The organism is Streptomyces sp. NPDC017890 (assembly GCF_044328675.1).
In the GTDB taxonomy this organism is placed as follows: Bacteria; Actinomycetota; Actinomycetes; order Streptomycetales; family Streptomycetaceae; genus Streptomyces.
Map to the genome: position 1 here is coordinate 117,743 of NZ_JBIRHU010000004.1, position 19,022 is coordinate 136,764.

Annotated in this window: 15 protein-coding genes; 4 read left to right on the forward strand and 11 right to left on the reverse strand. The window is 72.8% G+C overall.

Annotated elements, in window-relative coordinates; all coding sequences use genetic code 11:
• Nucleotides 1-4: 4 nt before the first annotated feature.
• Entirely contained in the window at nt 5-874 is an 870-nt protein-coding gene (locus ACH4F2_RS07120) for a PaaX family transcriptional regulator C-terminal domain-containing protein (protein ID WP_398131677.1), read from the forward strand.
• Between the two features lie 58 nt (nt 875-932).
• Complete coding sequence (locus tag ACH4F2_RS07125; protein ID WP_398131678.1) at nt 933-1,859, forward strand: sulfotransferase family protein; 927 nt, start codon at nt 933-935, stop codon at nt 1,857-1,859.
• Here the strand turns inward: ACH4F2_RS07125 and ACH4F2_RS07130 are convergent.
• Together ACH4F2_RS07130 and ACH4F2_RS07135 are read right to left on the reverse strand one after the other, a co-directional pair.
• The gene (locus ACH4F2_RS07130) at nt 1,811-4,306 is read right to left on the reverse strand and encodes a bifunctional salicylyl-CoA 5-hydroxylase/oxidoreductase (protein ID WP_398131679.1); all 2,496 of its coding nucleotides are present in this window, start codon (nt 4,304-4,306) and stop codon (nt 1,811-1,813) included. The two genes, ACH4F2_RS07125 and ACH4F2_RS07130, sit on opposite strands and share 49 nt — an antisense overlap.
• A 4-nt stretch (nt 4,307-4,310) precedes the next feature.
• Nucleotides 4,311-5,138, reverse strand: a complete 828-nt coding sequence (locus tag ACH4F2_RS07135; protein ID WP_398131680.1) for an enoyl-CoA hydratase family protein — start codon at nt 5,136-5,138, stop codon at nt 4,311-4,313.
• 175 nt (nt 5,139-5,313) lie between these two features.
• Here ACH4F2_RS07135 and ACH4F2_RS07140 point away from each other — a divergent pair, with 175 nt between their 5' ends.
• Nucleotides 5,314-5,754 carry an ATP-binding protein gene (locus ACH4F2_RS07140; protein ID WP_398131829.1) on the forward strand — a complete coding sequence of 147 codons (441 nt, stop codon included), beginning with the start codon at nt 5,314-5,316 and terminating at the stop codon, nt 5,752-5,754.
• On the opposite strand, the gene ACH4F2_RS07145 is transcribed toward ACH4F2_RS07140, so the two are convergent.
• The 3 genes from ACH4F2_RS07145 to ACH4F2_RS07155 form a co-directional block, all read right to left on the reverse strand.
• Nucleotides 5,711-7,159 carry an amino acid permease gene (locus ACH4F2_RS07145; protein ID WP_398131681.1) on the reverse strand — a complete coding sequence of 483 codons (1,449 nt, stop codon included), beginning with the start codon at nt 7,157-7,159 and terminating at the stop codon, nt 5,711-5,713. The two genes, ACH4F2_RS07140 and ACH4F2_RS07145, sit on opposite strands and share 44 nt — an antisense overlap.
• A gap of 128 nt (nt 7,160-7,287) precedes the next feature.
• A complete protein-coding gene (gene argF, locus ACH4F2_RS07150; RefSeq protein ID WP_398131682.1) occupies nt 7,288-8,295 on the reverse strand; it encodes an ornithine carbamoyltransferase in 1,008 nt (335 codons plus the stop codon).
• Nucleotides 8,296-8,370: 75 nt separating this feature from the next.
• On the reverse strand, nt 8,371-9,594 hold the full coding sequence (locus ACH4F2_RS07155; protein WP_398131683.1) for an arginine deiminase: 1,224 nt from the start codon (nt 9,592-9,594) through the stop codon (nt 8,371-8,373).
• Between the two features lie 332 nt (nt 9,595-9,926).
• On the opposite strand from ACH4F2_RS07155, the gene ACH4F2_RS07160 reads away from it, so the two are divergent.
• Complete coding sequence (locus ACH4F2_RS07160; RefSeq protein ID WP_398131684.1) at nt 9,927-11,216, forward strand: cation:proton antiporter; 1,290 nt, start codon at nt 9,927-9,929, stop codon at nt 11,214-11,216.
• Nucleotides 11,217-11,306: 90 nt separating this feature from the next.
• Here ACH4F2_RS07160 and ACH4F2_RS07165 read toward each other — a convergent pair whose 3' ends face one another.
• The 6 genes from ACH4F2_RS07165 to ACH4F2_RS07190 form a co-directional block, all read right to left on the reverse strand.
• A complete protein-coding gene (locus ACH4F2_RS07165) occupies nt 11,307-13,871 on the reverse strand; it encodes a polynucleotide kinase-phosphatase (RefSeq protein WP_398131830.1) in 2,565 nt (854 codons plus the stop codon).
• Between the two features lie 116 nt (nt 13,872-13,987).
• On the reverse strand, nt 13,988-15,466 hold the full coding sequence (locus tag ACH4F2_RS07170; protein WP_398131685.1) for a 3' terminal RNA ribose 2'-O-methyltransferase Hen1: 1,479 nt from the start codon (nt 15,464-15,466) through the stop codon (nt 13,988-13,990).
• Nucleotides 15,467-15,615: 149 nt separating this feature from the next.
• A complete protein-coding gene (locus tag ACH4F2_RS07175; protein WP_398131686.1) occupies nt 15,616-16,539 on the reverse strand; it encodes an LLM class F420-dependent oxidoreductase in 924 nt (307 codons plus the stop codon).
• A 113-nt stretch (nt 16,540-16,652) separates the two neighbouring features.
• Entirely contained in the window at nt 16,653-17,123 is a 471-nt protein-coding gene (locus ACH4F2_RS07180; protein ID WP_398131687.1) for a DUF6099 family protein, read from the reverse strand.
• A gap of 274 nt (nt 17,124-17,397) precedes the next feature.
• Nucleotides 17,398-17,739 carry a nucleotide pyrophosphohydrolase gene (locus ACH4F2_RS07185; RefSeq protein ID WP_398131688.1) on the reverse strand — a complete coding sequence of 114 codons (342 nt, stop codon included), beginning with the start codon at nt 17,737-17,739 and terminating at the stop codon, nt 17,398-17,400.
• The gene (locus ACH4F2_RS07190) at nt 17,736-18,998 is read right to left on the reverse strand and encodes an ATP-binding protein (protein WP_398131689.1); all 1,263 of its coding nucleotides are present in this window, start codon (nt 18,996-18,998) and stop codon (nt 17,736-17,738) included. Before ACH4F2_RS07190 ends, ACH4F2_RS07185 begins: the two co-directional genes overlap by 4 nt.
• Nucleotides 18,999-19,022: the final 24 nt, after the last annotated feature.

A 19,022-nucleotide genomic window follows, 5' to 3' on the forward strand; every position in this document is an offset into this window, starting at 1 on the left:
TAAGATGATCAACGTGTCCGACCAGCACGCGCAGCACGCCCCGAGATCCCTGATCGTCACGCTCTACGGCGCGTACGGCCGCTTCGCGCCGGGCCCGCTGCCCGTCGCGGAGCTGATCCGGCTGCTCGCCGCGGTCGGGGTGGACGCCCCTTCCGTCCGCTCGTCGGTGTCTCGGCTGAAGCGGCGCGGCCTGCTGCTGCCCGCCCGCACCGCCCGGGGCGCGGCCGGTTACGAACTCTCCGCCGAGGCCCGTCGGCTGCTGGACGACGGAGACCGGCGCATCTACGCCGCGGCGCCCTACGAGGACGAGGGCTGGGTGCTCGCCGTGTTCTCCGTGCCGGAGTCGGAGCGGCAGAAGCGGCACGTGCTCCGTTCCCGCCTGGCCGGACTCGGCTTCGGCACCGCCGCTCCCGGTGTGTGGATCGCCCCGGCCCGCCTGTACGAGGAGACCCGGCACGCGCTGGGCCGCCTGGGTCTCGACTCCTACGTGGACTTCTTCCGCGGTGAGCACCTGGGCTTCACGCCGACCGCCGAGGCCGCGGGGCGCTGGTGGGACCTGGCCGCGATCGCCGAGGAGCACGAGGCGTTCCTCGACCGCCACGCGCGCGTGCTGCGCGACTGGGAGCGCCGGGCGGACACCCCGCCCGAGGAGGCCTACCGCGACTACCTCCTCGCCCTGGACTCCTGGCGCCACCTGCCCTACGCCGACCCCGGGCTGCCCGCCCGGCTGCTGCCCGAGGACTGGCCCGGTACGCGCTCGGCGGCCGTCTTCCGGGCCCTGCACGAGAGGCTGCGCGACGCGGGCGCGGTCTACGCGACGCCGGGAGCACCCCCACCCCGGGCCGGTGACTCGCGCCACACCTCTCCACGATGAGGGAACCCTCAGCCTTCTCAGACCCTCTTCTCAGGTTTCCCGCCTACCGTGCGGACGCATGAGTCTCGCGCGTCACTTGAACCGGGCCCTCACCGTCACCACCGGCCTCCAGGTACGGAGAGCTCCCCGGGCGGCGAAGGGGAAGACCTCCGCCGTGCCGAAACCCGCGGAGCGGCCCGCGGCCGCCTACCGGTGTCCGTCGGCCGAGGAGCTGGCGACCGACCGGCTGCTGAGGCGGCCCGTCTTCGTCATCTCGTCCATCCGCTCCGGCTCCACCCTGCTGCGCATGATGCTGGGCGCCCACCCGCGGCTGCACACCGCGCACGAGCTGCACCTCGGACGGGTGGACGTCATCTGCGACAACTGGCACTCCGAGCACGCCATGAGCGCCCTCGGCCTGGCCCGCGGCGACCTGGAGCACCTGCTCTGGGACCGCGTCATGCACCGTGAACTGGTCAAGGCCGGCAAGGACTTCATCGTCGAGAAGACCCCGGCCAACGCGTACATGTACCGGCGTCTGAAGGACTGCTGGCCCGACGCGCGCTTCGTCTTCCTGCTGCGTCACCCGGAGTCGGTCGCGCGTTCCTGGCACGAGAGCGACCCCGTCAAGCGGCCGTACGACAAGGCCGTCACCGACGTACTGCGCTACATGACGGCCGTCGAGGAGGCCCGCGCCGCCGACACCGAAGGCTTCACCGTGCGCTACGAGGACATCACCGCCGACCCCGAGCGGGAGATGCGCCGCCTGTGCGCGTTCCTCGGCGTCGACTACGCGCCGGCCATGCTGAACTACGGCAGGAAGAGCGGCCGTGAACTGGTCAGGGGGCTCGGTGACTGGCGCGACAACATCCGCACCGGCACCGTGCAGCCCGGGCGCGCGCTGCCGGCGCAGGACGAGATTCCCGAACGGCTGCGCCCGATGTGCGCGACGTGGGGCTACACCTCGGACGCCGCGTCGGGCGCCACGCCGGCCGCCGCGTCCTGACGCCGGGCGTGCAGCGTGAGCCTGGGCTTGGGGGCGTCGGTGCGTCCGGTCACCGGACGCCGGCTGCCCGCCCGGTACGGCGTCGGCCATACGGCACCCGGTCCCTCGTAGCCCTGCTCGGCCGCCGCGTGCAGCGTCCAGTGCGGGTCGTACAGGTGGGGGCGGGCGAGGGCGCACAGGTCGGCGCGGCCGGCCAGGACGAGCGAGTTGACGTCGTCCCAGGAGGAGATCGCGCCGACGGCGATCACCGGGACGCCCGCCTCGTGCCGGATGCGGTCCGCGTACGGCGTCTGGTACGACCGCCCGTACTGTGGCCGCTCGTCGGCCACGACCTGCCCCGTGGAGACGTCGATGGCGTCGGCGCCGTGCGCCGCGAAGGCCCGGGCGATCGCCACGGCCTCCTCGCCGCTCGTACCGCCCTCGGCCCAGTCGGTCGCGGAGACCCGGACGGTCATGGGCCGCTGTGGGGGCCAGACGGCGCGTACGGCGTCGAAGACCTCCAGCGGGAAGCGGAGCCGGTTGTCCAGTGAGCCGCCGTAGGCATCGGTGCGGTGGTTGGTGAGCGGGGAGAGGAAGCCGGAGAGCAGGTAGCCGTGGGCGCAGTGCAGTTCGAGCAGGTCGAAACCGGCCCGGGCGGCCCGCGCGGCGGCGGCCGCGAACTGCTCCCGGACGTCCGCCATCCCGTCCCGGGTCAGCTCGCGCGGTGTCCGGCTGCCCGGGCCGTAGGGCAGCGGAGAGGGGGCGACCAGGGGCCAGTTGCCCTCGGGGAGCGGTTCGTCGATGCCCTCCCACATCAGCCGGGTCGAGCCCTTGCGTCCGCTGTGCCCGAGCTGCACGCCGATCGCGGTACCGGGCGCCCGCTCGTGCACGAAGTCCGTGATCCGCCGCCACGCCTGGCACTGACGGTCGGTGTACAGGCCGGCGCAGCCGGGGGTGATGCGGCCCTCCTCGCTGACGCAGACCATCTCGGTCATCACGAGTCCGGCGCCGCCGAGCGCCCTGGCTCCCAGGTGGACCAGGTGGAAGTCGCCGGGAACGCCGTCGGTGGCCGAGTACATGTCCATCGGGGAGACGACGACGCGGTTGCGCACGGTCAGGCCGCGCAGCCGGAACGGGGTGAACATCGGGGGCGTGCCGGGCGGGCAGCCGAACTCGCGCTCGACGGATCCGGTGAAGCGGGCGTCGCGCAGCCGCAGGTTGCCGTGGGTGACGCGGCGGCTGCGGGTGAGCAGGTTGAAGGCGAAACGGCGGGGCGGCTGGTCGAGGTACCGGGACAGGTCCTCGAACCACTCCAGGCTGGCCCGGGCCGCCCGCTGGGTGGAGGCGACGACGGGGCGCCGCTCCTCCTCGTAGGCGGTCAGCGCCTGTTCGAGGGTGGGCTGTTCCTCCAGGCAGGCGGCGAGCGCGAGGGCGTCCTCGACGGCGAGCTTGGTGCCGGAGCCGATGGAGAAGTGGGCGGTGTGGGCGGCGTCGCCGAGGAGTACGACGTTGCCGTGCGACCAGCGTTCGTTGACGACCGTGCGGAAGGTGGTCCACGCCGACTTGTTGGACCGCAGCGGCCGGCCGCCGAGGGCGTCGGTGAAGATCTCGGCGCAGCGGGCGGTGGACTCGGCTTCGTCCAGCTCGTCGAAGCCGGCCGCCCGCCAGACCTCCTCGCGCATCTCGACGATGACGGTGGAGGCGGATCGGTTCTGCGGCCCGGAGGGCCTCGTCGAGGGGTGGCGGTCGGGTGACGGGCGGGCGTACGGATAGCCGTGCAGCTGCATCACGCCGTGCTCGGTCTCGACGATCTCGAAGCGGAAGGCGTCGAAGGCGAAGTCGGCGGCCAGCCAGATGTAGCGGCAGCGGTGGGCGGTGAGGTGGGGGCGGAACACGTCGCGGTAGGTGTCGCGGGTGGTGCTGTGCACCCCGTCGGCGGCGACGACGAGGTCGTACGTCTCCGAGAGCCGGGCCGGGTCCGGGGCCTCGGTACCGAAGCGCAGTCGGACGCCGAGGGCGTGGCAGCGGTCGTGCAGGATCTCCAGGAGGCGGCGGCGGCCGAGGGCGGCGAAGCGGTGCCCCGAGGAGGTGTGGCGGGTGCCCCGGTGGACGATGTCGATGTCGTCCCAGCGGACGAAGTCGGCCTGGAGCGCCTCGTGGACGACCGGATCGGCGTGTTCGATGCCGCCGAGGGTCTCGTCGGAGAGGACCACGCCGAAGCCGAAGGTGTCGTCGGGGGCGTTGCGTTCCCAGACGGTGACCTGGCGGTCGGGGGCGAGGCGTTTGAGGAGGGCGGCGGTGTAGAGGCCGCCGGGGCCGCCGCCGATGATCGCCGCGTGCAGGGGGCGGCTCCTCGTCGTCGCGGGCGGCCGCGGCGCCGTCGTGGCCGCCCGCGCCCCGCGGCCCGGCCGCTGATCGACACGGCCCCGCGCCCCCGAGGCCGGCACGCTCCCCCGCGCCGCGGGCATGCCCCTACCTCCCTCGCCACTTCGGGGGGCGCTTCTCCGTGAAGGACGCGTGGAACTCGGCGTAGTCCTCCCCGTTCATCAGGAGCGCCTGGGTCGAGGCGTCCAGCTCCACCGCTGCCGCGAGCGGCATGTCCAGCTCCGCCGTGAGGAGGGCCTTGGTCTGGGCGTACGCGAGTGCCGGGCCGTCGGCGAGGCGGCGGGCGAGTGACCTGGCGGCCTCGTCGGCGCGGCCCTCGTCGGTCAGCTCGCTGATCAGGCCGATCCGCTCGGCCTCGGGCGCCCGGACCGGTTCGCCGAGCATCAGCAGCCGGGTGGCGTGGCCGAGGCCGACGACGCGGGGCAGCAGGTAGGCGGCGCCCATGTCGCCGCCGGAGAGGCCGACGCGGGTGAAGAGGAAGACGAAGCGGGCGGACGGGTCGGCGACGCGGAAGTCGGCGGCCAGGGCGAGGACCGCGCCCGCCCCGGCCGCGACGCCGTGCAGGGCGGCGACCACCGGGAAGGGGCACTCCCGTACGGCCCGCACCACCTGGCCGGTCATCCGGTTGAAGTCCAGCAGTCGGGCGGTGTCCATGGACAGGGTCGCGCCGATGATCTCGTCGACGTCGCCGCCCGAGCAGAAGCCGCGCCCCTCGCCGGTCAGCACGAGGGCCCGCACGGACCGCTCCCGGGACAGCTCCGCGAGCAGGTCGCGCAGGTCGGCGTAGGTCTCGAAGGTCAGCGCGTTGAGCTTGTCGGGCCGGGCGAGGGTGACGGTGGCGACGCCGTCGGTGAGATCGACGCGCAGGTGCCGCCACTCGGGGGTGGGGGCGGCGGAGCCGGTGAAGGGACTCATGACATGCGAAGCTATCACCGCTTCGTGACTGTCGTCACGGGTGCGCGACAACATGCCCGGCATCGGGCCGAAGGTCCCGGGCGGCGCCCGTCGAACGGCTCTGCCGGGCGGCGCCGTACCATTCATAAGGTTGAAAGCCGGACAGGACCGCCTGCTCCACGAAACGGACCCAGCCGTGCACGATCACCCCTCAGCCCCCGCCTCCTGGCGCATCGCACTGCCGCACTCCGCCGCGGCCGTGCCGGTGGCCCGTGCCCTGGTCCGAACGGCACTGGCCGAACTGGAGCACACGGCCGACGGCGACACGGCGGAACTGCTCACGGCGGAGCTGGTCGCCAACGCCGTCGAGCACACCTCCGGCGGATCGCCGATCGAGCTGGTGGTGGAGCTGATGGCGACCGGCTGCCAGGTCGAGGTGCACGACCCGGACCCGGAACCGCCCGGTGACCTCACCCGTCCCGGTGTGGAGCCGCCCGACCCCTGGCAGGAGCACGGGCGCGGTCTGCTGCTGATCCGCGCCCTGAGCTCGTCCTGCGGTCACCGGCCCACCGGGTCCGGCAAGGCGGTCTGGTTCAGGCTCCCTGCGGTACCCGCTCAGCGTCGCCCTTCGCCGTGACCTCCGCCCCGGCCTGGGCGAGGCGGGAGTGCCGGCGCCCGTAGGCCGCGTACACCAGCAGGCCCACCGCGAGGAACACCGCGAACTGCAGCCAGGTCGCCGCGCCCGTCTCGTAGATCAGGTACAGGCAGAAACCCACCCCGAGCAGCGGCGTCACCGGGTACAGCGGCACGCGGAAGGTGCGGGCGAGGCCCGGCTCGCGGCGGCGCAGCGCGATCACGGCGACGTTGACGGCGGCCATGGTCGCGAGGGTTCCGATGGTGCACAGGTTGACCACCGCGTCCAGGGGGGCGAAGGCGGCCGGCAGTGCGAAGACCGCGCCGACGATCAGCGTGCCGGCGACGGGGGTCGCCGTACGCGGCGAGACCTTCTCGAAGACCCGCGGGATCAGTCCGTCGCGGGACATCGACATGAGGATGCGGGTCTGGCCGTACATCACGGCGAGGACCACCGAGGCGATGGCCACGACCGCTCCGAACGCGACGACACCGCCGCCGATCGTGGAGCCGGTGACCTCGTTGACGACGTACGACAGCGCGGCGGGCCGGTCGCCGACCGCGTCGCCGCCGATGGCGCCGATCGCGGCGACGGCGACCGCGCAGTAGAGCAGGGTGACCAGGCCGATGCAGACCAGGATCGCGATGGGGATGTCCCGGCGCGGGTTCTTGGCCTCCTCGCCGGCCGTGGTGATCGCGTCGAAGCCGATGTACGAGAAGAAGGCGGCCGTGGTGCCGGCGCCGATGCCGCCGAGGCCGGCCGGGGAGAACGGGGTGAGGTTGCCGTCCTGGAAGGCGTAGAAGCCGACGGCGCAGAAGGCGACGAGAACGGCCAGCTTGAGGACGGCCATCGCCGCGGTGGCCCGGGCGCTCTCCCGCACGCCGCGCACCAGCAGCACGCAGGCCAGGGCGATGACGATCACGGCCGGCAGGTTGAGGACGCCGCCGTCGCCGGGGCCCGCGGAGAGCGCGTGCGGCAGCTGGAGGCCGAGGACGCTGTCGAGCAGCTCGTTGACGTACTGGCTCCAGCCGACCGCGACCGCGGAGACCGAGACGCCGTACTCCAGGAGCAGGCACCAGCCGACCAGGAAGGCGGTCCGCTCGCCGAGTCCGGCGTAGGCGAAGGAGTACGAGGAGCCGGAGACCGGGATCGCGCCGCCCAGCTCGGCGAAGGCGAACGCGGTGAAGACACAGGTGATCGCCGCCAGCACGAAGGAGACGACAACGGCCGGGCCGGCCTCGGCGACCGAGTCGGACAGGCCGACGAAGATGCCGGTGCCGACGATCGCGCCGACGCCGAAGCAGACCAGCTGGAACAGCCCCATCGTGCGCTTCAGGCCATGGCCTTCACGGTCGGCGCCGGACTCGGCGACGAGGAGGTGGGGGGATTTGACGCGGGAAGCGGGCATTGCGGGTGGTGCTCGTTTCTGGTGGTGCGGGGGGCGCGACGGTGGTCGCGGCCGGCGGCGCCGGAAGGGGTGGCTCCGGGGCCGCCGGTCAGAATAACGGGACTGGTCCCGGCGGTGGTCCTTGCCGGTCAGCCCAGGGTGGCGACCAGGACCGCCTTGATGGTGTGCAGACGGTTCTCCGCCTCGTCGAAGACGACCGAGTGCGGGGACTCGAAGACCTCGTCCGTGACCTCCAGGGAGTCGAGGCCGTGCGCCTCGAAGATCTCCTGGCCGACCTTGGTGCCCAGGTCGTGGAAGGCGGGCAGGCAGTGCAGGAACTTGACGTCCGGGTTGCCGGTGGCGCGCAGCACGTCCATGGTCACGGCGTACGGGGCGAGGGACTTGATCCGCTCGTTCCAGACCTCCTTGGGCTCGCCCATGGAGACCCAGACGTCCGTGACGACGAAGTCGGCCCCGCGCACACCCTCGTCCAGGGTCTCGGTGAGCGTGATGCGCGCCCCGCTCGACCCGGCGAGCTCCTTCGCCCGGTCGACGACCTCCTGGGCGGGCCAGTAGGACTTCGGGGCGACGATGCGTACGTCCATGCCGAGCAGGGCGCCGGTGACCAGGTAGGAGTTGCCCATGTTGAAGCGGGCGTCACCGAGGTAGGCGAAGGCGATCTCACCCAGGGGCCGGTCGCTGTGCTCGGTCATCGTCAGCACGTCGGCGAGCATCTGGGTGGGGTGCCAGTCATCGGTCAGGCCGTTGTAGACGGGCACGCCGGCGAAGGCCGCCAGCTCCTCGACCTTCCGCTGGCTGTCGCCCCGGTACTCGATCCCGTCGAACATGCGGCCGAGCACGCGCGCGGTGTCCTTCACGGACTCCTTGTGGCCGATCTGCGAGCCGGCGGGATCCAGGTACGTCGTCGACGCGCCCTGGTCGGCGGCGGCGACCTCGAACGCGCACCGGGTGCGCGTCGACGTCTTCTCGAAGATCAGGGCGATGTTCTTCCCCCGCAGATACCGTGTCTCGGCCCCGGCCTTCTTGGCGGCCTTCAGCTCCGCGGCCAACTCGACCAGGCCGCGGAACTCCTCCGCGGTGAAGTCGAGCTCCTTGAGGAAGTGGCGGCCGGCGAGGGCGGTCGGGACTGTCGCCATGAGGGCGCTCCAGGGGTACGGGGACGGGTCTCCGTGGAATTGTATACGAGACTTTGAATTCTTATACGGCCCGGCTCATACGGCTCCCCGCTCCACCGGGCAGCTCATGCAGCGCGGTCCGCCCCGGCCCCGGCCCAGCTCGCTGCCCGGGATCTCGATCACCTCGAGGCCCTGCTTGCGCAGGTGGGTGTTGGTGGTGGAGTTGCGTTCGTAGGCGACGACGACGCCCGGCTCGACAGCGAGGACGTTGCAGCCGTCGTCCCACTGTTCGCGTTCGGCGGCGTGAACGTCCTGGGTCGCCGTGAGTACGCGGATCTCGTTCAGCCCGAGCGCCGCCGCCATCGCACGGTGCATGTGCTCCGGCGGATGGTCGGTGACCTTCAGCTCCTTCTCGCCCACGCCCGGCTCGATGGTGTAGGAGCGGAGCATGCCGAGCCCGGCGTACTGGGTGAAGGTGTCACCGTCGACCATCGTCATCACGGTGTCGAGGTGCATGAAGGCCCGCCGCTTGGGCATGTCGAGGGCCACGATGGTGCGCGCGGAGCCCGCCGCGAACAGCTTGTACGCGAGCATCTCGACGGCCTGGGGCGTGGTCCGCTCGCTCATGCCGATGAGCACGGCGCCGTTGCCGATGACGAGGACGTCGCCGCCCTCGATGGTGGAGGGGTAGTCGGCCTGCCCCTCGGACCAGAGGTGGAACGTCTCGTCGCGGAACATCGGGTGGTGCCGGTAGATCGCCTCGAAGTGGACCGTCTCGCGCTGCCGGGCGGGCCAGCGCATGGCGTTGATGGAGACGCCGTCGTAGATCCAGGCCGAGGTGTCCCGGGTGAAAAGGTGGTTGGGCAGCGGTCCGAGCACGAAGTCGTCCAGCTCCATGGCGTGGAACCGCACGGAGGTCGGCTCCGGGTGCGCGTCCAGGAACTCGCGCTTGGTCATGCCGCCGACCAGGACCTCGGCGAGCTCGCGGGCGGGCAGGGTCTCGAAGGCGGCCCGGAGGTGGTCCGTGGCCAGCACTCCGTACTCCTTCTCGTCGAAGACCCGGTCCAGGACGAGCCGGCGGGCCGCCGGAAGGTCCAGGGTCTCGGTGAGCAGGTCACCGAAGAGGTGCACGGCGACCCCGCGGTCGCGGAGCACGTCGGCGAACCCGTCGTGCTCCGCGCGCGCCCGGCGCACCCACAGCACGTCGTCGAAGAGAAGGGCGTCCTTGTTGCTGGGGGTGAGCCTTTTGAGCTCGAGATCCGGCCGGTGCAGGATGACGCGGGCGAGCCGCCCGGCTTCGGAGTCGACTTGGAATCCCATGCCTCCATCCTGACCATTCGGGCGCCTGTTCACCCCCGCTCGCGCGGGCCCGTGCACGGCTTACCCGCCGCCCCCGGCCGCGTCACTCCGCGGGGAAGCGCCCCGCGAGCGCAGAGAAGCCCGGTTCGCGCACCGTCGTGCCCTGCATGAAGACGACCGCCGTCGTGTGCCCCTCGTGCTCTGGCGAAGACCGGTGTACGACCTTCGATGCGACGCCGGACCACTCCCATCCTGGACAGGTTGACCTCGACCGGACCTCGACCGGACACCGACCCGCCATCGATCCGGACTGTCGACCGGACATCGACCGACCCGAGCATGCGGAGACTCAGTTGAGCCCTGACACGATGATCGCCCACTTCGTGGGTGCGTCGGCTCTGATCGTGGTGGCCGCGCACGCGGGCGGCCGGCTCGCCCGGCGGCTGAGACAGCCGTACATCGTGGGCCAGCTGACGACGGGCATCGCGCTCGGCCCGTCCCTGCTGGGCAGCGTGGCCCCGGACCTGTACGAGTCCCTCTTCCCGGCGGCGATCGGCCCGGCGCTGACCGGGTTCGCGCAGTTCTCCCTGGTGGTGTTCCTGTTCGCGGTGGGGTACGAGCTGGACCTGAAGGTCCTCGGCGACCGGGCGCGTACGTCGGTGACCGTGGCGCTGGCCTCGTTCGTGGTGCCGATGGCCGTGGGGAGCGGCTGCGCGCTGGTCTTCCGTGACCCGTTGCGGGACCTGGGCATGCCGCGCGACCTCTCCCCCGCCATGGTGGTGTTCGCGGGCGTCGCCCTGTCGATAACGGCGGTGCCCGTGCTGACGGCCATCGTGCGGGAGAACGGGCTGTCCCGTTCGGTGCCGGGGGTGGTGGCGGTCTCCGCCGCGGGAGTGCTGGACGCGGTGTGCTGGACGGTGCTGGCGGCGGCGCTGCTGGACACCGGTGACGCCCGGGCGGCGCTCGACTGGCCGTGGCGGGTGGCGCTCGCCGTCGGCTTCGTCACCGTGATGGCGCTGGCGGCCCGGCCGGTGCTGCGCCGGCTGCTGTGGCGGACGCGTCTGGAGCCCTCGCTACGGCTGGCGCTGCTCATCGGCTTCGCCCTGGGGTCGGCGTGGGTCACGCACTCCCTCGGACTGCACGTCATCTTCGGGGCGCTGCTCGCCGGCGTGGTGGTGCCGCGCGAGGAGAACGGCACGCTTGACCCGGACCTGCTGAGGCCCCTGCACGAGGTCGGTTCCCTGCTGCTGCCGTTCTTCTTCGTGCTCTCCGGGCAGTCCGTGACCCTGAACAGCATGACCGGCACCGGCTGGGCCGCCCTGCTGGTGGTGACGCTGCTGGCGGTCGCGACGAAGATCGGCAGCGGGACGGTGGCGGCCCGGCTCGGCGGGCTGGACCGGCACGACGCGCGCACCGTCGGTGTGCTGCTCAGCGCCCGGGGCCTCACCGAGCTGATCGCCCTGAACGCCGGTCTGGAAGCCGGCCTGCTGAGCACCCCGCTCTACACGGTCCTGGTCTTCATGGCCCTGGCCACCACGCTGCTCACCCAGCCGCTCCTGCTGCTGACCCGCGGGCCGGCCGCACGGGACCGTCCCGCGGCCCCGGCTCCGGACACCGCTGTGAAGCCGTACGCCGGCGGCTGACGCGGGAGTGGAACGCCGACGGCCGTGGCTCCGGGCCCCGGCCGCACTCGACTCGCCGTCCGCGCCGGGCCGGGCCGGGCCGGGCCAGGGTCACAGCCGCGGGTCCACCGGCTCCGACTCCAGCGCCAGCACGCCGAACACCGCCTCGTGCACCCGCCACAGCGGCTCGCCGTCCGCGAGGCGGTCCAGGGCCTCCAGGCCGAGGGCGTACTCGCGGATCGCCAAGGACCGCTTGTGGTTCAGGAACCGCTGCCGCAGCCGGGCGAGGTTGTCCGGACGCGTGTACTCGGGGCCGTAGATGATCCGCAGGTACTCGCGGCCGCGGCACTTGATGCCGGGCTGCACCAGGCGGCCCTTCGCGTCGCGGACGACGGCGCCGACCGGCTTGACCACCATGCCCTCGCCGCCGCGGCCGGTCATCTCCAGCCACCAGTCGACGCCCGCCGACACCGACTCGGGGACGCCGGTGTCGACGTACAGCCGCCGGGTGGTCACGAGCAGGCCGCTGCCGTCGTGCTCGACGAGCCGGTCGATGAGGCCGAGCTGCTCGTCGTGCGGCAGTGCGGCCAGGCTGCGGCCCTGGGCGGCCAGGATCTGGAACGGGGCGATGCGGACGCCGTCCAGGCCGTCGGTGGTCCAGCAGTAGCGGCGGTAGGCGTCCGTGAACGCGGCGGCGTCGGCGGCCCGGGCGCGCTGGCGGTCGAGGAGGTCCGCGACGCCGACGCCGCGTGCGGCGGCGCCCTCCAGCGCGGCCAGCGCGGCCGGGAACACCGCACCGGAGGCGGCGCCCACGGCGGCGTACTGGGAGCGCAGGAGGCCCGAGGCCTTCAGGGACCAGGGCATCAGCTCGGCGTCCAGCAGCAGCCAGTCGGTGGACAGTTCGTCCCACAGGCCGGCCTCGCCGATGGCGGTGCGCAGCCGGTCGAGAACCGCCTCGGTGAGCGTCGCGTCCTCGAGGAACGGTCGGCCGGTACGGGTGTACAGGGACCCCGTGGGGCCTCCCCCGCTCTCGGCCGCGCTCGAGCGGGAGGTGCCCCCGACACCGAAACGGGCACGTGCCGCCTCCGCGTCGCGGCAGACCAGCACCACGGCCCGCGAGCCCATGTGCTTCTCCTCGCACACGACCCGCTCCACACCGTCCGCCGCGTACTGCGCGAAGGCCTCCCGCGGGTGCTCCAGGTAGCCGTCCACCCGCGAGGTGGCGGTCGGCGCCATGGTCGGCGGGAGGTACGGCAGCAGACGCGGGTCGGTGGCGAAGCGGCTCATGACCTCCAGGGCCGCCGCCCCGTTCTCCTCGCGCACGGTGATCCGGCCGGCGTGCCGGGTCTCCACCACCCGGCGGCCGTGCACGTCGGCCAGGTCCAGCGGGCGGCCGTCTCGCCCGCCGGGCGCCTCGGTGCGCAGCGGCTTGGCCGGCTCGTACCAGACCCGCTCTGCCGGTACGTCGACCAGTTCGCGCTCCGGCCAGCGCAGCGCGGTGAGCCTGCCGCCGAAGACGGCGCCGGTGTCCAGGCAGATGGTGTTGTTGAGCCAGGTGGCCTCGGGGACCGGGGTGTGGCCGTAGACGACGGCGGCGCGGCCCCGGTAGTCCTCCGCCCACGGGTAGCGCACGGGCAGGCCGAACTCGTCGGTCTCCCCGGTGGTGTCGCCGTACAGGGCGTGGGAGCGGACCCGGCCGGAGGTGCGGCCGTGGTACTTCTCCGGCAGCCCGGCGTGGCAGACCACGAGCCTGCCGCCGTCGAGGACGTAGTGGCTGACCAGGCCGTCGATGAACTCCCGCACCTCGGCGCGGAACTCCTCGCTCTCGCCGTCCATCTGCTCGATGGTCTCGGCGAGTCCGTGGGTGTGCTGCACCTTGCGGCCCTTGAGGTGGCGGCCGTACTTGTTCTCGTGGTTGCCCGGCACGCAGAGGGCGTCGCCCGACTTCACCATCGACATCACGCGGCGCAGTACGCCGGGGCTGTCCGGGCCGCGGTCGACCAGGTCGCCGACGAAGACGGCGGTGCGGCCGTCGGGGTGGACGCCGTCGGTGTAGCCCAGTTTCCCGAGCAGCGACTCCAGTTCGGCGGCGCAGCCGTGGATGTCGCCGACGATGTCGAAGGGGCCGGTGAGGTGGGTGAGGTCGTTGAAGCGCTTCTCGGTGACGACGGTGGCGTGCTCGGTCTCCGCCACGCCGCGCAGCACGTGCACCTTGCGGAAGCCCTCGCGCTCCAGGTGGCGCAGGGAGCGGCGGAGTTCGCGGGTGTGGCGCTGGATGACCCGGCGGGGCATGTCGGCCCGGTCGGTGCGGGTGGCGTTGCGCTCGGCGCACACCTCTTCGGGGACGTCGAGGACGATGGCGACGGGCAGCACGTCGTGCTTCCTGGCCAGCTCGATCAGCTGACGCCGGGCGTCCTGCTGCACGTTCGTCGCGTCGACGACGGTGCGGCGCCCGGCGGCGAGCCGCTTGCCCGCGATGTAGTGCAGGACGTCGAAGGCGTCACGGCTCGCGCTCTGGTCGTTCTCGTCGTCGGCGACCAGGCCCCGGCAGAAGTCGGAGGAGATGACCTCGGTGGGCTTGAAGTGGCGCCGCGCGAAGGTGGACTTGCCGGAACCGGAGGCGCCGATCAGTACGACGAGGGAGAGGTCGGTGACCGGCAGGGCGCGGGCCCGCACGGGGGTGCCGGAGGTGTCAGGGATGCCGGGTGTGCCGGAGGTGTCGGTGGTGTCAGGGGTGCCGGAGGTGCCGGGTGTGCCGGGTGTGCCGGGTGTGCCGGAGGTGCCGGAGGTGTTCATGCGGCCTTCGGCTCCTTCTGGTTCTCGTTCGCGGTCTGGGTGAACACGGCCATCTGGGTGGGCGGGCCCACCTCGGCGTCGTCGGGGCCGACGGGGCGGAACTCCACGGTGTAGCCGTGCCGTTCGGCCACCGTCTCCGCCCAGGTGCGGAACTCCTCGCGCGTCCACTCGAAGCGGTGGTCGCGATGGCGGACGTGGCCGGCCGGGAGGGTCTCCCAGCGCACGTTGTACTCGACGTTCGGCGTGGTGACGACCACGGTGCGCGGGCGGGCCGATCCGAACACGGCGTACTCCAGGGCGGGCAGCCTGGGCAGGTCGAGGTGCTCGATGACCTCGCTGAGCACGGCGGCGTCGTAGCCCCCCAGGCGCTTGTCGGTGTAGGCGAGGGAGCCCTGGAAGAGGCTGACGCGCGCGGCCTGCCGCTCGCCCAAGCGGTCCAGTTTGAGCCGCCGGGAGGCGATGGTGAGGGCGCGCACCGACACGTCCACGCCGACGATCTCGGTGAAGCGCGGGTCCTTCAGCAACTCCCGCACCAGGTGCCCCTCACCGCAGCCGAGGTCGAGGACACGGGCGGCGCCGTTGTCCCGGAGGGCGGTGAGGATCGCCTCGCGACGGTGCACGGCGAGCGGCGTGGGCTTCTCCTCGGCCTCGGGCGCCACCTCCTGAGCGACCGCGTTGTCGATCTCCCCGACGTCGCTGTCGTCGCTCTCCGCCAGCCGGATCAGCTCCAGCCGGTCCATCGCCTCACGGGTCAGGGACCAGCGGCGGGACAGGTAGCGGCTGGTGATCAGCTTGTGCTCCGGGTGGCCGGGCAGCCAGCCCTCGCCGGCCCGCAGCAGCTTGTCGACCTCGTCCGGGGAGACCCAGTAGTGCTTGGCGTCGTCGAGCACCGGGAGGAGGACGTACAGGTGCCGCAGGGCCTCGGCGAGGGTGAGGGCAGCGGACTCCAGGACGAGGCGGACGTAGCGCGAGTCGCCCCACTCGGGGAACTCGGTGTCCAGCGGGACGGCCTCGACGGTGACCGTCCAGCCCAGCGGCTCGAAGAGGCGCCGTACGAGGCCGGGGCCGCCGCGAGCGGGCAGTGCCGGGACCTCGACGCGCAGCGGCAACGGCTCGGCGGCACGCTCCGGGCGGGCTGTGCACACGCCGCGCATCGCGCTGGAGAAGACGTTGCTCAGCGCGACGGCGAGCAGGGACGAGGCCGCGTACGGGCGGTCGTTGACGTACTGCGCGAGTGCCGCGTCGGGGGCGCCGCCGCGGCCCTTGCCCTTGCCGCGCCTGACCAGCGCCACCGCGTCGACCTCCAGCAGCAGCGCCGCCGTGCAGCGCTGCTCCTCCGCCTCGGGGTAGAGCACGTGGGCCGTACCGAAGGAGGTGGAGAACGCCTGCGCCTTGTCCGGATGCTTGTGCAGCAGGAAGCCGAGGTCGGTCGCGGGGTGTTCGGGAGTACCGGTGGTGGTGATGGTCAGGAACATGCGGAGGGCCTCTCCGGCCGGTGGACGCTGACGAGGTGCCGTACGCGCGGGAGCCCCCAGGGCGTTGATCCTGGGGGCTCCGGCAGGACGACGGTCATACCATCGCACGGGACGGGTGACCGGCGCCTTCGGTTATCGGACGGGCGGTCTCATGCCAGCTGGGACTGGACCTGGGAGGAGATCAGCTCCAGGTGGTCCAGGTCGTCGAGGTCGAGGATCTGGAGGTAGACGCGCTGCGCGCCGGCCTCGGCGTAGCGGCCGATCTTCTCGACGACCTCCGCCGGGGAGCCCGCCAGGCCGTTGGCCTTCAGCTCGTCCACCTCACGGCCGATCACGGCGGCCCGGCGGGCCACCTCGGCGTCGTCCTTGCCGACGCAGACGACGAGGGCGTTGGAGTAGGTCAGCGCGTCGGCCCCGCGGCCGGCCTCCTCGGCGGCGGCCCGCACCCTGCCGAACTGGCGCTCGGTGTCCTCGACCGAGGCGAACGGGATGTTGAACTCGTCGGCGTACTGGGCTGCCAGGCGCGGGGTGCGGGTGGCACCGTGGCCGCCGATGAGTACGGGCACCTTCGCCTGCGCGGGCTTGGGCAGCGCGGGCGACTCGGTGAGGTCGTAGAACTTGCCGTGGAAGTCGAAGGTCTTGCCGGTCTCCGTGGCCCACAGACCGGTGACGATCTCCAGCTGCTCCTCCAGGCGGGCGAACTTCTCCTTCGGGAAGGGGATGCCGTACGCCTTGTGCTCCTCCTCGAACCAGCCGGCGCCGAGGCCCAGCTCGACGCGGCCGCCGGACATCTGGTCGACCTGTGCGACCTGGATGGCGAGGACGCCGGGCAGCCGGAAGGTGCCGGCGGTCATCAGGGTGCCGAGCCGGATGCGCTTGGTCTCGCGGGCGAGGCCGGCCAGGGTGATCCAGGCGTCGGTGGGGCCGGGGAGGCCGTCGACGGAGCCCATGCGGAGGTAGTGGTCGCTGCGGAAGAAGGCGTCGAAGCCGAGGTCCTCGGTGGCCTTGGCGACGGTGAGCAAGGTGTCGTAGGTGGCCCCCTGCTGGGGCTCGGTGAAGATGCGGAGATCCATGTCTCCATCCTGCCTGCTCGGCGCGGACGCGCCGCACAGGCTCCGGGCGGCCCGGCGCGTTCCCGGGCGCTGCGGTGAGCGGGGGTGCCGGCCGGCGGCTCGTGGTGTCACGGCTAGCCCGCCTCCCGCTCCGGTAACTCCGCGTCCCGGTCGGCCAGTCTGCGCAGCATCTCCAGGACGCGGTCCCGCGACTCGTCCGCCGCGTCGATGGCCTCCATGCACTGCCAGTACGTGGCCTCGTCGTCCGCGGCGCTGGCGATGCCGACGAGGGCGATACCGGTCTCGCCGAGCAGGGTGCCCAGGCGCATCAATGCCTGGCGGGCGTCGCCCAGTTCGGTGAGCTGGGCGGCGCGCAGCTCACCGGGGGCCAGCTCCGGGGTGTGCAGCACTCCGCAGCCGCGGCCCGCGAGCTCGGCCAGTCCCAGTGCTTCGCCGCGCAGTTCCGGTGGTCCGAAGACCGCCAGCCGGCTGCCGATCGCCTGTGCCAGGGCCTGCACCTGCCACACCTCGGCCAGGATGTCCGGCGCCTCGCCGCCGGCCGCCAGGGCACGCCCACTCGCCACGATGAGCCGCACAGCGTCCATGCACTGCCCCCGTCCGTCTCCGACGCGCCCGCGACGCGTCCGCCCGAACTCCATTGTTCACTACCCAGAGTGAAGGCATGTGGGGCGAAAAGCCAGAGGAAGACGGAAATCTTCGGACACCATGTTGATTTCGGGCCCGGCTTTGACTGCGGAGCGTGATAACGGAGTTCGCGACTCCTGCGCGCTCAGCCCTCAGGCCCCCGCGCTCAGCCCTCCGGCCCTCCGCGCTCAGCCCTGCCGGTCTGCCGCGCTCAGCCCTGCCGGTCCTCCGCACTCAGCCCTCCGGCTCGCCCCGCGCGGGGAACCTGAGCTCGTTCCGCTCGATCTTCGCCTCCAGCGCGGCCAGCGGGTCGACACCGAGCACCTCGCAGAACTGGAGCAGATACGCCAGTACGTCGGCGACCTCGTCCCGGACCCGGTGTGCGGTGTCCGGGTCGGCCATGACGCGGGCCGACTGCTCGGGTGTCAACCACTGGAAGATCTCGACGAGTTCGGAAGCCTCCACGCTGAGTGCGGCGACGAGGTTCTTGGGGGTGTGGTACGGCTGCCAGTTCCGTGCGGCGGCGAACTCGGCCAGTCTGCGCTGCAACGCCGCGAGGTCGGGATGATCGGTCACGGGACCAGGTGTACCACCGTGACGCCGTCCGCCCCGTCGGCACCCGGCTCCCTGTCCGCGCCCGCCTCCCCGGCGGCACCGGCGGCACCGGCCGCCCCGGTCACCCACGACGCGTCGGCGACCGCCGCGACGAGACGGATGTGTCCGCGGTCGCACATCCGGGCCGCCAGCCGGAGCAGTTCCACGCGCTGCCGCACGTCCAGGCCGCGGTCGAAACCGTCGGCGAGGACGGTGAGCGTCTGCAACGCGGCGGGCACCTCGCCGGCCGGGTCGACCTCCAGCACGCCGGGGCCGGTGAACAGCACCAGCGCGAGGGCGAGGTAGCGCAGTTCGCCGTGGCCGAGCCGGGCGAGGCCGGTGCGGGTGCCGTCGCCCCGGTCCAGCAGCGCGCGGACCGCACCGCCGACGGCCGGCTCGGCCAGGACGTCCGCGACGGGGCCCGCGCATCCGGCGCGTACCGCCCCGACGAACTGCGCGTGCCGCCTCCCGCACTCGGCGCGGGTGCGCCACAGCACGTCGGCGAGGTTGTCGCAGCCCCCGAGCAGGCGCCCGGAGCCGGTGGGCACGGGCTCCCGCATCCGGCCGGGCCGCGGATCGCAGGCGAAGACGGAACGCAGCGCGACCACCATCTGTTCGGCCGCGGCCAGTACCCTGCGCTGCCCGTCCGTCTTGCCGGCCACCCGCAGCGGCAGCAGGGGGGTGCCGAGCCGGTCGTCCGGCAGCGGGGCTCGGGTCACGGGCGCCGACCCGGCCGTGTGCCAGGCCGCCTGCACGGCACGGCGGCCGGGGTCGCGCAGGGCGGTCTCCAGCAGTACGACGCCGTCCGCCGTCAGCCGCTCCCCCACGATGCGCAGCTCGGGCTCGGCCTGCACGGCGACGTCCAGGTGCACCGGGCCCGCGGGTCCGTCGGCCGTGCAGCCGATGCGGAAACCGCGACGGTGCTGGGCGTCGGGCCGGGCCCGCTCGGGCACCCGGGCGACCGGGTCGGGGAAGACCGCGCCGAGCTCGGCGCCGCCCCCGAGCCGGGCCAGTGCCTCGTACGCCGCGAGCGCGCTGGTCTTCCCGCAGCCGCTGGGCCCGGCGAGCACGGTGAGCGGCCCGAGCCGCAGCACGGCGCGCCGGTGCCCGGCGAAGGCATGCAGCCTCAGCTCCGTGATGTGGGGCCGGTCCGGGCGGGGCGCGGCCAACACCGTCGGCACGGGTGCCATCGGCGCAGGTGACATTGACACAGGTGACATTGACGCAGGTGACGCGGCCATGTGCGGACCGTAGAACCCCACCGG